The 17,207-nt window shown below is 42.5% G+C and carries 12 protein-coding genes; 10 read left to right on the top strand and 2 right to left on the bottom strand.

Going from position 1 to position 17,207, the window contains the following annotated elements; translation table 11 throughout:
• Positions 1 to 11 precede the first annotated feature (11 nt).
• Positions 12 to 5,393, bottom strand: a complete 5,382-nt coding sequence (locus J2X69_RS09325; RefSeq protein ID WP_310102003.1) for a hypothetical protein — start codon at positions 5,391 to 5,393, stop codon at positions 12 to 14.
• Positions 5,394 to 5,793: 400 nt separating this feature from the next.
• On the opposite strand from J2X69_RS09325, the gene J2X69_RS09320 reads away from it, so the two are divergent.
• From J2X69_RS09320 to J2X69_RS09290, 7 genes are all read left to right on the top strand, one after another.
• Complete coding sequence (locus tag J2X69_RS09320) at positions 5,794 to 6,021, top strand: FeoA family protein (RefSeq protein WP_310102001.1); 228 nt, start codon at positions 5,794 to 5,796, stop codon at positions 6,019 to 6,021.
• A 5-nt stretch (positions 6,022 to 6,026) separates the two neighbouring features.
• Entirely contained in the window at positions 6,027 to 8,156 is a 2,130-nt protein-coding gene (gene feoB, locus J2X69_RS09315; protein WP_310101998.1) for a ferrous iron transport protein B, read from the top strand.
• 169 nt (positions 8,157 to 8,325) lie between these two features.
• Entirely contained in the window at positions 8,326 to 9,798 is a 1,473-nt protein-coding gene (locus J2X69_RS09310) for a polysaccharide biosynthesis C-terminal domain-containing protein (protein WP_310101996.1), read from the top strand.
• A 599-nt stretch (positions 9,799 to 10,397) separates the two neighbouring features.
• Positions 10,398 to 11,318, top strand: a complete 921-nt coding sequence (locus J2X69_RS09305; RefSeq protein WP_310101994.1) for a universal stress protein — start codon at positions 10,398 to 10,400, stop codon at positions 11,316 to 11,318.
• Positions 11,319 to 11,423: 105 nt separating this feature from the next.
• Positions 11,424 to 11,972 carry an RNA polymerase sigma factor gene (locus J2X69_RS09300; RefSeq protein WP_310101991.1) on the top strand — a complete coding sequence of 183 codons (549 nt, stop codon included), beginning with the start codon at positions 11,424 to 11,426 and terminating at the stop codon, positions 11,970 to 11,972.
• 34 nt (positions 11,973 to 12,006) lie between these two features.
• Positions 12,007 to 12,366 carry a hypothetical protein gene (locus tag J2X69_RS09295; protein WP_310101987.1) on the top strand — a complete coding sequence of 120 codons (360 nt, stop codon included), beginning with the start codon at positions 12,007 to 12,009 and terminating at the stop codon, positions 12,364 to 12,366.
• Between the two features lie 229 nt (positions 12,367 to 12,595).
• Positions 12,596 to 13,036 carry a hypothetical protein gene (locus tag J2X69_RS09290; protein ID WP_310101984.1) on the top strand — a complete coding sequence of 147 codons (441 nt, stop codon included), beginning with the start codon at positions 12,596 to 12,598 and terminating at the stop codon, positions 13,034 to 13,036.
• 27 nt (positions 13,037 to 13,063) lie between these two features.
• On the opposite strand, the gene mscL is transcribed toward J2X69_RS09290, so the two are convergent.
• Positions 13,064 to 13,483: a large-conductance mechanosensitive channel protein MscL gene (gene mscL, locus J2X69_RS09285; protein WP_310101981.1), complete on the bottom strand. Its 420-nt coding sequence runs from the start codon at positions 13,481 to 13,483 to the stop codon at positions 13,064 to 13,066.
• Positions 13,484 to 13,667: 184 nt separating this feature from the next.
• On the opposite strand from mscL, the gene J2X69_RS09280 reads away from it, so the two are divergent.
• The 3 genes from J2X69_RS09280 (at position 13,668) to pfkA (ending at position 17,164) form a co-directional block, all read left to right on the top strand.
• On the top strand, positions 13,668 to 15,710 hold the full coding sequence (locus tag J2X69_RS09280) for a S9 family peptidase (RefSeq protein WP_310101977.1): 2,043 nt from the start codon (positions 13,668 to 13,670) through the stop codon (positions 15,708 to 15,710).
• A gap of 93 nt (positions 15,711 to 15,803) precedes the next feature.
• The gene (locus J2X69_RS09275) at positions 15,804 to 16,175 is read left to right on the top strand and encodes a methylglyoxal synthase (RefSeq protein WP_192349446.1); all 372 of its coding nucleotides are present in this window, start codon (positions 15,804 to 15,806) and stop codon (positions 16,173 to 16,175) included.
• 2 nt (positions 16,176 to 16,177) lie between these two features.
• Complete coding sequence (gene pfkA / locus J2X69_RS09270; RefSeq protein ID WP_310101972.1) at positions 16,178 to 17,164, top strand: 6-phosphofructokinase; 987 nt, start codon at positions 16,178 to 16,180, stop codon at positions 17,162 to 17,164.
• Positions 17,165 to 17,207: the final 43 nt, after the last annotated feature.

Below are 17,207 nucleotides of genomic sequence, written 5' to 3'. Positions count from 1 at the left end.
GAGGTAAAAAATTAAGCTATCTGACGGCTTTCTTGCCAAGTCTCTTCGAAGCTGATATTGATAATAAAACAGATACTGATATCCAACCCGAAAGTCACAGATGCTGTGCAATCCGTTCTTTCCGGACTCGATATTCTCTTCACAGTACCGCTTGCTTCTATATAAATCGTAACGCTGACAATTCCACCCAGCAGGTTGGCGTGCCCTTTGAACAACATGAAAGCAGTGATCTCAATGGTATTGGCATCTGCATACATTTGGCATCCGACCAGGTAAGTCACGCTGACATTACCTACTACAGGCAAGCCTACAGAGATATTCGCACCGAAACCGAATTTCAACATCAGACTTGGGCCTATTTTAGTATCACAGGCTATCTTGACTTCCACTGACCCCACCGCATATATCGTCGCTGCACCTACAGTCACACACATGACTTCCAATCCTCCGTTGAATTGGACAAATCCACCTGCCGTCGGAAGCAGCTGGGAAGGATCATTGGTCACCTTCAATGCAGCATTGAAATACACGCCCAATGCAAGACCTGCCTCTAATCTCAACGGGCACTGAGGAGAGTTATAAACAGAATCCTCAGGCGGGAAGCGGATAAGCGGGATTTCTTTGGTGGCCTCAAACTTATACTCCCAAATCTCCCCTGCATTGCTCATGGCTATTTGAAGACCTTTCCTCATCACGGCTCCGTAATCCCCCGTACTGAGTGCTGCCAGCATCTGTAATAATTCTATGACCGGCTGCAAGGCATCACTGAATTCTACTTCAGGAAGAGGTATTCCATCCAGAGGCCCGGGACTGTCCTTATCCCCGGCATAACCTGACTCTTTTCCTTTTGCTGCGTCAAAGTTTCCTTTTATCGTCATAAGGCGCTCAAATGAACCCAAATCAACCACCATGGCGACGTTGTTGACTTTACTTTTCCAGGTATCGGCTAAATCTGTCGCAAAGGAATCCACATCAAAGTTGAGTTTGGAATCCACGTATTGTTTTGAACCGTTTTTCTTTTGCTCAGCTTTATATTCTATGTAGATTTTCAGGGCATCCATATTCACCAGATACAGTGGGTCAAAATTTGGAATATCAAATGCCAGTGCCTTATTCAGAGCGCTATTTGCCTCACCGGAAAGCAGTTTGAATCCCTTGTCCACCAATTGACCGGCTTCCACTTTAGATGTAATCTCCATCAGCTCCAAGACCTTCTTGCCACCATCAGTAGCAGTATTTTCTATAAATGCAGCTACGCTAGCCCCATCTTTATCTATTCCGTTTAACAATGGAATGGCTTTTCCGAAGTTGGAATAGGCATCCCCAACATTTGGGAATATGCTGCTTCCGTTCATGAGTTTATACGCATCCGAAAAAATCGGCGGAGTCTTACTTAACAGTTTACCAATTCCCTTTTTGAAGCTAGGAGTTAGAAAAAGGGCTTTTTGCGTAGCAGTACTCTGTAGGAATCCATAATTGACCGTATCTACTGCCGGATTTCTGAGAATCTCCAACGGATGCGCCAAACGGATCAGGTTGTTATTTACATCAGATGCGCTGACTACTACTTCTTTCTGCCATTTACCAATACGTATTAACGGTATGGGAATATGTGGCGGAAGCGGAGTAACCTCGCCTGAGCCCGTTTCGTGCTGTACCATACTCCAGCTGCCGTCTTTTGGGAGAAGGACAGATCCGCGGGTAGCCGCCACAAAAATCGGTGCAGTGGCAGAATTGCCCGGTTTTTCAGAATGCGAGATATCGAACCTGTTGATCTGCATCAACTGACCCGATCCGCCCACATCCATTACACAATTGATATCACCTCCCATCAAACCTCCCTGACTAGCCAACAAACCCTTGAGTTGAACAGGGGTCAAAGGAATACCCGGTGGGGACAATTGCACATAGCCCAAAATCTTTTTGGCAGGAGTTCTTCCATTTTTATGCCCTTTCACCAAGTTTTCGACGGCCACATCAGCATCAAAATAGACTGCCGCACATTTAACTTCCTGGTTAAATTGTGCACCATTGTTTATTTCTTTTTCACCTTTGACATTCATGAAGGCTTTGCCGGTTGGGATTACGTTATTGGCCACATAATCTGCTACCGAACCATCTTCTTTGATATTGGTGATATTGAACAAACCCCTCAAAGTCCCAGGGTGCAACTCATACCTGGCATCCTCCACCAGATTTCCCGGGATTGTATCATCAATGAATTTTGCCCTAAAATCAAAAATCCCATCCGATTCCGGTTGCCATCCGCTATCCGTCCTATAGACAAAGCCGGAACTGGTCCTGAAAATAGTAATGGTACGCACCACACGAATGCCCCAAGGATAAATCAAACTTTTCACCTGAATCACCTCATGTCCCGTCCTGCCCAGCATAATGTCAAACCTGGCTTGGCTTGTCTGTGCTATAGCAGCAGAAGGACTAAGCCAGTTGCTGAAGGTGCTCGCTCCATATCCGGTAAAATCAATCTTGCTTACGGGCACTCCTCTACCGGTGATTTGAGTAGGATTACCTTGATTTACAAAAAATTCCCCATTAAAGATCTCCGTAACACTCTGCCCCAAAGTACTTGCACCTGTCTCATTTCCGCTTAGTCCCAACACATTTGCCAGTTGTACAGTAAATCCGGCAAACATCGGTAAATCATTCTTCTTGGGTTCATCGGGAAAATTCTTTCCGAAGTTTCCTGCAGTCGCCCGGATTTGAATTCCTCCTTCCATTTCATTTGGAAATTTCGGGCTTACCTGATCTAGCTGGGGTTTAATGCTTTCACCACTATTCGTATGTGAAAGTTCTGCTAAAGCTTTAAGACCAAAAGGCAGTGTAAATAAGGCTGCTATCGGAGTTTGTTTTTGTTTGTATTTCTCCAATATAAAGTCAACAAGCGGCTTAGGAGATAGAGCAATTCTCTCTTGATGATTGTTTACAAACCTTGTAGGTCCACCGTCATTAGGATAATAATTATGAAACAGCGGTGGATCCCCGGGTTTATTTTGACCGGGAGCTGTCAAATTAAGGACAGGTTCCCAAGCTACTTGAGGCATCATAAATAACCGAGTCATTGCACCCTGGGCAATGACTTCCATTCCCTCTACCGAAATAAACTGATTATCCGTTTGGGAAATGCTTGCCTCAGACTCATTGACAGCTCTAACTGTACCCGTAGTCACACGGTGCCCCTGCGACAAGCCTAGACTTACTCCAAGTTGGTTGGCATTAGAACTTACATCCAGTAAGGCGAAGTAATCATTTTCATAAGCTCTGATAAAAGGCTGAAGTTGATCTTCATATGGAGGAAGAGAATCCTTTCGTCCAGTAGTAGCAGCAGTAGTGGATTTTAGGGTTTCCATCCTTACTTCAGAAGATGTCAACTGATTAACAGCCATATGGCTTGGAGAAACTGCCACATCTGCTGCTCCTGGGGTAGAGGAACTGGTATTACCCGGTCCAAAATGAAAATTGACATGGACTTTATCTTCTTTTTCCTTCACAGGCTCTTGTGATATCTGACATATCAGCCAGCTTTGAATTGCCTCAATACCTCTGCCTTTATTTCCAAATTGCCTACTTAAAATCCCAAGATTAGCTACATATGGATCCGGAAGCGTGGGCATGTAGCTCAGCATTCCAAAAACCAGAAAAGTTTGGCTTCTGACAATTTTACTCCAATCCGCATTACATTCTCCAAAAACTAATGCACCATTTACCGGTGAAAGTGTAAAAAGTGCATTTTCAAGTGCTATGGCAATACTTTTGAAATTTGGCACTTTATCAAAAGGTAACTTATTGTCCCATAGAATATTGTCATCCAGTATATAAATTAAATTCTTGTCGTCAGAACCGGCCATTACCAATGCTGAATTCTTTGTTTTGACTGAGACAGGGAGCCCATTGACCTGCAGTGGTCTATCTACTTTAATTTGGGTATTTGCCAAAGCCACGAGCATCTCTGTCCCCTCCGCCAGAGAATTGTACATAAACATGGCGGACTTATTCAGTGCTATAGAAACAGACGTTCCATACGCATTCAAATCATCCTTCCAATGATCTATTTCCTGAAAAGCACCCTCACCGTTTGAGATCAAATCTGTAATACCAATTCTCCCATTTTCAACAAGAACCTGTGGCTTTCCCAATTTCAAATTCTTTCCCTGAAGTCCTTTCCATCTAAATTTCAATCCAGCCTTCAATTCTTGCAGCATCCCTCCAGACCCCGCTACTTCTAATGGAGACTGTATATCCAGCTCCGCAGCGGGAATTGCCCACCATGAGTTACTGACAGATGCAGATTCCTGAATCTCAACCATGGGACTCAACTGTTTTTTAGGAGCAAATTCTGAAACTGAACAGGAATATGGAATCAGCAATCGGGACAACTGGGTACTATAGGTAGGTACTTTATTGGCTTGGGAAAACGCTGCCGATTGCCCATAGACAGACCACTGGGCAGGCCCACTTTCCGAAATTTGAGCTTTTGAGGCACCTGAAAATGAAAATTTCAAGCTACTTGGATTCTGCACTTTAGCATTGATGGCATCTTTTCCATGTTTCTTTTTAGCATCTATTGCCTCGGGGGTCTGATCCACATCCAGTTGTACTTGGACAGAGGTATTGGCCGCCAATACAAGTTTCTGTCCTTGGAGTACAGGATTTGCACTCAACTGGATCTTGCCGTCTTTCACTTTCAATCCCACATACCTGGTACTTGGAGCATTGGAAGCAAGCATATCCGCTCTGACGTAAAAACTACCTGCTGCCACATCGTAAACCTTAGAAACCTCCACAGGAGGTACGTTCACAGGTTTAATCTTTTGGTCGAGAAAAGAGGCTTTAAATAGAAGAACGGGAAGGTTACTGTTTTGCTGATAAATAGCAATCAGCTTTGTAATCCTATAAAAATCAATGAAAATGATCCTTCCATCAGTTTTGACCAAAGGACCGATGGATTTCTCTACTTTCGCTCCGGCTGCCCACGCAGGTACACTGGCTCGAATCTGAGTGCTCCTTACAGGCACTTCACGGACAAATGCTTTTAATCCCGGCTCTTCCTCTTTTGGAGGTTCATTTTCAAATCTCTTAACACTCTCTTTATCAGTACCTTTTTTGATTAATGGATCAATAGATTCTTTAACACTGACTTTTTCAGCTTCTTTACGGATCAGTTCAATTTTCTCCTTGGGAATTCTGTCCTGAAAGAATATTTCAGATCGCTCAAAGCTGAATGATTCGGGTTTTATTTGTGAGCTATCCTGAATCAGCAGTGATCTTGCCAAAAGGGGCAGTCCTTCCTCCCACTGTTTTTTCTCTGCTGAATTGCCTGCATTCAGGTGTCCGAAGATACTGGACAATAAAGATTCTAGTTCATCCTTTTCCATGGTAAAAAGTATTTAGATGTGAATGCTCCTTACCTCAAAAACTGTCAACCTTGGCTACAAATAAAAATCAACACAAAACAATTCTTGGTTAAAAAGGGCACTGTGAAGCTAGAAAAATAATCAGCCAAACACCAGCGTAAGGCACTGAAAGAGTAATAATTACAAATTTTATTTTAGTAAAAATTGCCAATTTTGGTAAGGAAGGGATAAATTCCCCAAAACGTGTTGAGATTGAAAATGGCTTTATTATTCCAACTATCTCCCCCTGAATCAAATTCGGTGAATAATTTCCCTAATAAGCTTCCGAATTCAAAACATGACAAAAATCTTCTCCATTTTTCTTTAGATTCATTCCAAATAATTCTATTTTTGCGCACGGTCAAATGACCGGCAAAAGAATATGACAATTACAGCTGATACAATTCCGCACACCCGGGCGGCAATAATTCGAGAGATTTCAGATTCACCTTTGAAAATCAATTTGATGGAACTCGGCTTTCTTCCGGGAAAAATCATCACGCTACATCATACAGCTCCTCTTGGAGGCCCGATGGCTTTCAAACTAGAGGAAACTATTCTTGCTTTACGAAAATCTGAGGCTTCTCTGATCGAAGTCCAATTGCTCTGAATTTCATGCCTGAGTCCCAAACTCCTTCCCTTGTCAAATCGCCAAGAGTAGCCATCATCGGAAATCCGAATGTTGGAAAATCGACCATCTTTAACCAACTCACCGGATTGAGTCAGAAAATCGGCAATTATCCGGGAGTCACCGTGGACAAGAAGGTAGGTAGGATGAATTATCAGGGAAGCAGTTATGAGATCATTGATCTTCCGGGAACTTATAGTTTATATCCAAATTCTGAAGACGAGATCATCGCACACCGGGTATTAAACCAAGTGAGTGAAGAGGATAAACCGGAGTTTGTCTTAATGATAATTGATTCTTGCCAGCTTTCCCGAGGTCTATTTTTAGCGACGCAACTGCTGGATTTGGGGCTAAACCTGGCTTTGGTGCTCAATATGGCCGACATCGCGGCAAAAAAAAATATTACGATCAAGAGCTTCGAAATATTCAAAGCTCTTGGAGTTCCAATTTTGAGTACAGACGCCCGCGGCGAAAAGGGGCTGGATCAAATCCGTGAATTAATCCATCAACAAAATTTCAGCAAGAAATCAACATTCCTCAACATTGAAGAAATAGCTCCAACTGAACTGCTATCCGAGGTAAAGGATAAATTTGGGTTATCCAATTTCTATCAGGCCTATCAGATGCTTCGGTTTGGAGATAAAGACAAAACATACTCTGTAGAAGACAGGAAATGGCTAAAAACCAAGCTGTCCGAAAGCAAATTTGACTTGGAAGCTGCTCAGCTGGAAGAGACAAAAATACGCTATCGCAAAATCAACGAAATCGTAGAAAAGACAGTTGTCAAAACCTCCGAAGTATCACCCAAAGCAAGCATAGACAAGATTTTGCTACATCCGGTATTTGGGTATCTGATATTTGGGGCTATTCTATTGCTGATTTTCCAAGCTATTTTCGCCTGGGCATCGGTTCCCATGGATATGATTGACGGCTTTTTTGCTGAGCTGTCAGGCTGGGTTTCTGATCAATTGCCTGAGGGGCCACTATCGAGCTTGATCACCGATGGGATTATACCCGGCATCGGAGGCATAGTGATCTTTATACCCCAGATCGCCATGTTATTCGGATTTCTGGCTATTCTGGAAGACACAGGATATATGTCCAGAGTGGTATTTCTGATGGATCGATGGATGCGCCCGTTTGGCCTTCATGGTAAAAGTATAGTTCCACTGGTATCCGGTGTGGCCTGTGCTATTCCCGGTGTGATGGCTGCTAGAAATATTGGAAACTGGAAAGAAAAAATAATCACCATTATGGTGACGCCATTGATGAGCTGCTCTGCCCGTCTCCCTGTTTACATTATTTTGATAGGCTTGGTCGTTCCTGATGAATTCATTTTCGGTATTTTCAATCTTCAGGCAGTTGCCTTACTTGGTCTTTATCTGTTAGGTGTATTCGGAGTATTTTTCACTGCGCTTCTTCTTAAATACATTTTGAAATCGGAAGAGAAAAGCTTCTTGATGGTGGAACTTCCCACCTATCGTGCGCCTCGCTGGCTGGATGTTCTCATGACCATGTTTAACAAGTCCAAGACATTCGTTTTCGAAGCGGGAAAAGTCATTCTTGCCATTTCAGTCGTGCTATGGGTATTGGCTTCCTACGGTCCTCCTGATCGTATGGATGCTATCAGAGCAGAAAGTGAAGAAAGACTTGCCCAAGCTTCTCCGGACGATATCCCGGTGATCGCCAACGAAACCTCTTCCCTTTTGCTGGAGAACTCTTTCATAGGTATAATGGGAAGAGCAATAGAGCCTGTGATAAAGCCTCTTGGGTATGATTGGAAAATCGGAATCGCACTGATCACTTCCTTTGCGGCACGGGAGGTATTTGTCTCCACTATTGCAACTATCTACAGCATAGGTACAGATACAGAGGATGAACTTACGATACGGGAAAAACTCGATCAGCAGATTAATCCGGATACAGGAGAAAAAGTCTATAATACAGCTACTGCCTTCTCGCTTATGGTGTTCTATGCGTTTGCCATGCAGTGTATGAGCACGCTTGCAATTGTATATAGGGAAACCAACGGGTGGAAATGGCCGTTGATCCAAACAGTATACATGACAGTACTGGCATATTGCTCTGCGCTTCTCGTCTATCAAATTCTATCCTAATATGTGGCAGGAAATTCTAGTTGGAGTTATAGTTTTGGCAGCTTTGGGTTATTTGGTAAAGAAATACTTCTTCAAATCCAAGACCCAAGCCGGCTGTGATAAATGCGCCAAACCCTGAGTTTTGCCTCAAACAATAGTTTATCAGTAGTTTTTTGATACTTTTAAGCTCATGGGCAAAGTAGCCAAACAGAGCATTCAAACTGCCATTTTTTCCTATCTGGGTGTTGTCATAGGTTATGTCAACGTGCTTTGGCTTTATCCCTATGCGCTGGATGCATCGCAACTGGGAACTTTCCGTACAATTCAGGATTTGGGCCTGCTCTTTGTTCCTTTCGCACAATTGGGCGTAGGACATGGAATCACCCGGTTTTTTCCCCAGCTCCAATCCAACAAATCTGCTTTCCTAAGCTATGGTATTGCCTTTTCATTAGTAGGCTTTGCCCTTGTCAGCGCCATTTTTCTGGGCTTTAAGGCTCAAATAATAAGTCTATTTGCTGCCAATTCACCGGAAGTGATAGACTTTTTTGGGATAGTGCTTCTGATTACTTTATTCTCTTTGCTGAGCAGCATACTGGATGCTTATAGCCGCTCGTTTCTAAAAGTCGCCGTGCCTACACTGGTTCGGGAAGTGTTTTTACGCTTGCTCACAGGTATTTTAGTTGGATCTTATTTGCTCAAATGGATCACATTTCCACAAGTAATGCAGGGCTTGGTGGCAGTATATGGATTTGCCCTGCTGGGTGTTCTGGTCTATTTGCTATGGTTGGGAGTTTTGAAATTAGATTTCCGTTGGAGTACGTTCCCTAAAGGCTTTCGTACATCTTTCATACAATTTAGCCTCATCACCTTCTTGGCTACGGCAGCGTCTACCTTGATAATGAAAATTGACAGTATCATGGTGAGCTCCATGATTAGTCTTGAGGCTAATGCTATTTATACGATTGCGTTCAGCATGGCTCTGGTGATAGAATTACCCCGCAGGGCAATCTCTCAGGTGGTAATGCCGGTCATCGCGGATCATTTTGCCAAAGGCAACCACAGTGAAATCAACACCCTCTACAAGCAGGTTTCGAATCGTCAACTCTACATCTGCCTACTTCTTTTTATAGGAATCTGGGCCAACTTGGATACTCTGTACTATTTTATTCCCAACAGCGAAGTTTATGAGGCGGGAAAACAGGTAGTGGTATTGATTGGTCTAGGTAAACTCTTCGATGTAGTATTCTCCGTAAATGGTGAAATCCTGATTTTCTCAAAACATTACCGCTTCAACCTTATTGCTACGATTGGCATGAGTGTTTTGATTATTGGATTGAATTACCTGCTAATCCCTATGTATGGTATAGAAGGCGCAGCTATGGCTTCAGTAGCTGTGATGCTGCTGTTCAATCTGGTGAAATACCTATTCCTCAAGATCAAACTGGGCTTCGAACCATTTTCTATAGAAACTATGAAGATAATCTTCGTAGGATGTATTGCCTTTATCCCGGGTTATTTCAATTACCTGTCTCTTTCACCTATTGCGGACATTATCGTGACGAGCACATTAGTGCTGGCGACTTACCTGTTTTTCTCAAGATTATTGGACGTGGGTACCGAAGAATGGGAATGGGTGAAAAAGAGGATAACACGTTCTGAGTAACATCTTCAAAGTTTTACAAGAGGAAAGTGGTAAGTGTTAAGATTATACAGGGAGTAGCGGGCAGCTAAGCTGCAAGAAAAATCACCTCTAACCTGTGGGCTCTATGAAAATCTCCGTATCCACCGCGCACAGTTAAAAAACTAAAAAATCCGGGCCTTAGAGTGTTGCAAACCTCCTATAAGACAAGATTTGAGCTGCCTGTTAACCGCAAACTTCCACTGTTATCCTGACTCTTGCGAATCGAGGCCCCGATTTACATCGGGGTGAGGCCTGTTTTTGGGAAGGGCTTCACTCGGTAAAATTGATAATTGTGAAGTTTGAACATGTCAACGACCCGGACAGTACAAATATACGATTTATTACATGGCAGGTTGGCGAAATTGACGGATGATTCCGATAATGTATGATGAAGAAAATAAAAAACCGTGGGCTTCAACCGCTTATATCAGAATAATATTCCTGAAAAATCATCAATTTAATGAGGATCACAAGGCAATCAAATGTGAAAACAGGCTTATCCAAAATTTTATTTCACCCAACTCCTAAAGTTTTACTCGATTTTACTCGTAAATTTGTATTTCTAAAACCATTGACGCTTTATGTATTTGATTAAAAAAATGGTCGTTTGCCTAGATCAGACATCTTTGGATCAAACCCTGATTCAATATGCAGCCTTTATTGCTCAGGTCAACCAAACCAGAAAAATCTACTTCGTAAATGTGATTAAAAACCTCAGCATCCCTAAAGAGGTACTGGAAGAATTCCCGAATTTGGTTGAAAACATGGTCAACGAAAGACAGGAAGCCATGGAAACTGTAGTCAATGAGCACTTCAAAAACCCGAAAGGCATATCATTGAATTACATAGTAAAAGAAGGCTCTCTCTCTAAGAAAATTTTAAAACTTGCTGAAGAAAAATCTGCCGATATGATTCTGATTGGCAGAAAAGTCCATCTTCCCGGAACCGGCGTAGCATCGTCCAGACTAGCCAGGCGCGCCAGCTGCTCCTTACTTATAGTGCCTGAAGGCTCTGCTACCAAAATGCAACGTTTACTGGTCCCCAGTGATTTTTCTGATTACTCCAAAGATGCCTTGGAAGAAGCTATTATGATTGCCGAAAAGCATGGCGGCCTTGAAATTGTCTGCCAGAATGTGTTTACGGTACCTTCCGGCTATCATTACACAGGTAAAACCTACGAAGAATTTACCCAGATCATGCGTATGCATGCTGAGATTAATTACAAAAAATTCATCCGTAAAATAGACACCAAAGGCAACAAAATCACGCCTGTTTATACCCAAGATGTAAATGATGACCCTGTTGAGGAAATCGTGGCAAAAGCAAAAGAAATCGGTGCAGACGGAATTATAATAGGAGCAAAAGGACGTACAGCTGCCACTGCCCTGTTCATAGGAAGTATGGCAGAGCGATTGATTCAATACAATGACAGTATTCCTCTTATGGTAACTAGGCCAAAAGGAAAAAATGCGGGAATTCTGGATTACATCCTTGAAATCTAGCACCCGGCTTTATTTCGGATTTTTTTTTGCCTGAAAATCAATGCATAGTAAGTTTATATTTCCGGTCAAATAAACCCTTTTGTCTAAATTGGGTCTAAAAGGCTAATGACGAAAAACGGTGACCGGGAAATACTCCAACTCATCCAAAACCCCAAAACCAGGGAGATGGGTTTCAGGCAGCTAATTCTGGCTTACCAAAAGCGGGTGTATCATGTCATCAGGAGAATGGTTCTGATTCATGAAGATGCAGATGACATCACCCAAAATACCTTTATCAAGGCCCATCACTACATCGGCAAGTTTCAAGGTCAGTCCAGTCTTTTCACTTGGCTTTATCGAATTGCGACCAATGAGTCCTTAAGCTTTCTGGAAAAGAAGAAAAAGCGGTACTTCTTCTCTATTGATGATCATCAGGAGAAAATGGAATCCTATATTGACCAACCGGGCAATATGGATGGAGACGAAATTCAGCGCTTACTTCAAAAAGCATTGCTCTCATTGCCTGATAAGCAACGACTGGTCTTTCATCTGAAATATCAGGAAGAACTTACCTATGAGGAAATCTCTGAAATTACCGGAACCAGTATAGGAGCTCTCAAGGCAAGTTATCACCATGCAGTAAAAAAAATCGAGCATTCCTTAGCTAAAGAATAAACTTTTGAACACTAATCCAGTCTAAACTTACACCATGCAAAAGATTCCAAAAATCAAGGACTTCAAGGCTCCGGATGATTATTTTGATAATCTTCCGGATACTGTAATGGATAGAATCGATACTCAGCGATCTGTCAACTGGATGAATTATGCAGCCGCTGCTGCCATTCTTGTAGTAAGCCTGGGAGTGTGGCAGTTCAATGTTAAAGATTCGCAGTTTGAAAGACTGGCTATGGATGAAGAGGTTAATTTCTACATTGAGAGTCACTATTGGACCGCTGAAGATGTGCTGAGTATGGTAGACAATCCGGAGGAAATCCTGGATCAGATTATAGCAGAGGAAATGGTGTACGAAATAGATTTGGTGGATGAAAATGATCAACAATGGTATTAAGCCTATAAAATGGACACGCTTAAAATCACCATTAAAACAAAATATAAACAGATGAAATGCCCATGAGAAAGTCTTCTCACACAGGGGGATGATTATCTAGGGCATTCCATCTGACCAAAAAAATCAAATTATAAACAGATGAAATCGAGCATGACTAAAAAGTCACACACTGGGATGATTATAAACCGTGCGAGATTCCATGTGACCTCTAAAAAACAATTATAAACACATGAAAAAACACACATTAGTTGCACTCATATTTTTCCTGGTATTCGGGGTTGTCCAAGCTCAGCATACCGGAGGAAAATATGACCGTGAAAAACTAGAAGCCGCAAGGGTGGCTTTTATTACAACCAGATTGGATCTAAAACCGGAGCAGGCCCAAAAATTCTGGCCGATTTTCAATGTGTTTAATGATTCAAGGGAAATAAATCTCAAAGAAATGTCCGAGCTGGGCAAAGGCAAGGATCTTCAATTATCCGAAGCCGAGGCAAAATCCAGAATCGACCGGAAATTTGAAATCCAACGTAAAATGATCGTGGATGAAGAGAAATTTGTCAAAGACTTATCCGGTATATTGACCTATAATCAAATCATCCAGTTGAATGGCTTGTCAAGGGAATTTGCGAGACATATCTACCAAAGACGAAAGGATGATGATAGAAAGTAAAAAAGCGGCTCTAAGCCGCTTTTTTACTTATTGACCTTTTTTCAATAGGTCTCTGATTTCTTCTAAAAGTACTTCGGATTTTGGTGGTGCAGCAGGAGGAGCAGGGGCGGCTTCTTCTTTCTTTTTCATACTATTAATAGCCTTCACTGCAATGAATATCACAAATGCAATGATAATAAAATCCACCACATTCTGGATAAAGGCACCGTAAGTAAGCAACACCGGGCCCAGTTCTTCACCTGCTGGGCCTACACTACTTTCTTTTAACACAATCGCTAAATCAGTGAATTCCATCCCGCCCAATAGCATTCCTATTGGAGGCATGACCACGTCACTTACAAAGGAGGAGACAATTTTTCCAAAGGCTCCGCCTATAATTACAGCTACAGCCAGATCGACTACATTGCCTTTTACGGCAAATTCTTTAAACTCTTTCAGCAATCCCATAAGATTTTGGTTAATGGTTATATTATCAATGAATATTTCAAAAAATATCCTCCTATGCAAGACTTAAGCTATTTCTACGTCATTTTATATAGCAAAAACCTCTTTTCATACCCAAATTCATCCATAAAAGAGAACTCTACGCCCATTTTTTTCCTTAACATTGCAACCTTAATTATTCTAGAATATGCAGGCACCAAAAGCCAAAAAAATAGCTCAGCTCTTAGAGACACATGGTCATCAGCGTACTGACAATTATTATTGGATGCGCGATCGGGAAAACCCGGAAGTCATAGAATATCTGAATGCGGAGAACGAATACCTCAAAGCGAGCCTAAAATCCACAGAAGAATTTCAGGAAAAGTTATTTCAGGAAATGAAGGGGCGAATCAAAGAAGACGATGAAAGTGTTCCTTACCTGAAATCAGGATATTACTGGTACGTCAAATATGAAACCGGAGGAGAATATCCATTATACTGCCGTAAGAAAGGCAGTTTGAATGCTATCGAAGAGATTTTTCTTGATGTCAATTTACTGGCTGAGGGCAAAGCTTATTATCAGGTAGGTGGCACAGCGGCTTCCTCTGACCTGAGGATCTTGGCCTTCGCTGTAGATGAAGTGGGACGAAGAATCTATGAAATCCGCTTCAAAGACCTCGAAACGGGTGAACTCCTCCCAGATCACATCCCTGCTATTACCGGAAACTTTGTCTGGGCAGAAGATGGCAGGACACTTTTCTACTCCAAACAAGACCCTGAGACCCTTCGCTCCTATCAGATCTATTCGCATCAACTGGGCACTTCTACCGGGGATGACATCCTGATCTATGAGGAAAAGGATGAAGAATTCTCCTGTGTGGTACACAAAACAAAATCTGAAAAATATATCCTAATACATTCCGAAAGTACCATTTCTTCTGAAATGCGTTTTTTGGATGCTACTAATCCTACAGGAGAATTCACATTGCTTCAGGCTAGAATTCCGTATTTGGAGTATGCCGCTGACCATTATGAAGATTATTTTTGGATCAGAACAAATCATGAAGCCCAGAATTTCAAACTTGTTAAGGCTCCTATCGGCAATCCTTCACTTGAAAATTGGGAGGATGTGATTCCTCATCGTGAATCGGTTCTATTGGAGGATTTTGATATTTTCTCACATTTCTTGGTAACACAGGAAAGATCAAACGGGCTTTGCAAAATCAACATCAAACCTTGGGACGGAACTGCAGGGCATTCCTTGGAATTTGATGATGAAACCTACACAGCTTGGATCAGCACCAATCCGGAATTTGATACACAGATCCTTCGCTTTGGCTATAACTCACTCGTAACACCTCCAAGCACCTTTGACTACCATATGGTCACTAAGGAGAAGACGTTACTTAAGCAGCAAGAAATCATAGGAGGCTATGATGCTTCAGCCTACACATCAGCCAGGATTTGGGCGAAAGCTGCAGACGGAGTCATGGTACCCATCTCTCTGGTATACAAAATCGACAAATTCACTCCTGACGGCTCCAATCCCCTCCTACTCTATTCTTATGGATCTTATGGCTATAGCATGGATGCCCATTTCTCCGGCAGTCGTCTAAGCCTATTGGATAGAGGATTTGTATTTGCGATAGCACACATCCGGGGCGGGGAAGATTTGGGCCGTGGATGGTATGAGGATGGGAAAATGCTGAAAAAGCGAAACACCTTCACCGATTACATCAGCTGTGCAGAGCATTTGATCGCAGAGAAATATACTTCACCTGAGCATCTATATGCAATGGGTGGAAGTGCAGGTGGATTGCTGATGGGCGCAGTGATGAATTTACGCCCTGATCTGTTCAATGGCCTGATTGCGGCAGTGCCTTTTGTGGATGTGGTGACTACCATGCTTGACGAAAGTATTCCGTTGACTACAGGTGAATTTCAAGAATGGGGCAATCCCAAGGATAAGGAATACTACGACTACATGCTTTCTTATTCTCCTTATGATAATGTGGAAGCTAAGGACTACCCAAATCTACTCATCACTTCAGGTCTACATGATAGTCAAGTGCAGTATTGGGAACCTACCAAGTGGGTAGCAAAACTCCGGGAATTGAAAACAGACTCCAAACTTCTATTCCTACATACCAATATGGAAGCAGGACACGGAGGTGCTTCGGGCAGATTCAATTCCCTCAAAGAAATGGCACTGGAATATACTTTCCTGTTCTATTTGGAAGAAATGATTTGAATTGAACGTTAAGAAGCCTTTAAATAACCAATGCTAAGCCGTCAGGGAAAGATTTTTTCCTAACTTTGGCACGAACCTATTACACTATAGTTAATGAAAATTGCTCTTATAGCCCATGATGGCAAAAAAGCCGACATGGTTCATTTTTTAAGTGGATTCCGTGAGCGACTGCATCAGGCAGACGTGGAATTGGTGGCTACAGGCACCACAGGATCTCATATAGAAAAAGCAGGCTTTGTTGTTCAAAAATTACTCTCAGGACCTTTTGGGGGTGATGCTCAGATTGCGGCTATGGCTGCGCAGAAAGAACTGGCAATGGTTGTTTTCTTCAGAGACCCACTTGACAAGCATCCGCACGAACCGGATGTACAAATGCTTATGCGGATTTGTGACGTCCACAATATCCCATTGGCAACCAATCCGGCTTCGGCCGAATTAATGTTTAAAGCCTTCACTCAAACCTAAAAATGGAACCTAAAACCATTAAAAAAATCGGCGTTTTGACTTCTGGAGGTGACTCCCCGGGGATGAACGCCGCAATCCGCGCTGTAGTACGGGCAGGATTGTATTACGACATAGAAATGTATGGAATCTACCGCGGCTACGAAGGTATGATCCAAAATGATATCAAAAAGCTGGATTCCAAGCATATCACGCATGTTTTGGAACGCGGTGGGACTTTTCTGAAATCTGCTAGAAGCGCTGAATTCCGTACTCCTGAAGGCCGTCAAACCGCCTATAACAATTTGAAATCCCATGGAATAGATGCTTTGGTGGTTATCGGAGGTGACGGATCCCTGACCGGAGCCCACTTGTTCTATAAGGAATTTGGAGTTCCTGCTATTGGACTTCCGGGTACGATTGACAATGATCTTTCCGGTACAGATTCTACCATTGGTTTTGACACCGCTTGTAATACAGCAATCGAGGCAATTGACAAAATCCGTGACACAGCCACTTCCCACGATAGGCTTTTCTTTGTGGAAGTAATGGGAAGGGATGCTGGATTCATTGCTATCAATGCAGGAATCGGTAGTGCTGCAGCGGCTATTTTGATTCCGGAGAAAAAAATGCCGATTGAGCACCTGGTAGATAAGTTGAGAATCAGAACCAAAGCCAAAAAAGCATCAAATATTGTGATCGTGGCAGAAGGCGGGAAAAGCGGTGGAGCAAATGAAATCGCTTCACTGGTGAAAAAGCACCTTCCCTACTATGACATCAAAGTAACTATACTTGGCCACTTACAGCGCGGTGGATCACCTAGCTCCTATGACCGTCTCCTTGCCTCCAAACTCGGCGTGGCGGCTGTAGAGGGACTGCTCCAGGGCAAATATGACGTGATGGCCGGGTTGATCAATAACAAAGTAGTCTACACTCCTATCAAAAAAGCAATTGTCGATGATAAATCGGTGGATGAGGATGATTTCCGTGTAGCAAAGATTCTGTCTACTTAATATCCCAACAATTTAAAAAAATAAAAGTCCAAGTTCATCAGCT

The sequence above is a fragment of the Algoriphagus sp. 4150 genome (genome assembly GCF_031457395.1).
Lineage (GTDB): Bacteria > Bacteroidota > Bacteroidia > Cytophagales > Cyclobacteriaceae > Algoriphagus.
This window is presented reverse-complemented; position numbering and strand designations above follow the sequence as displayed.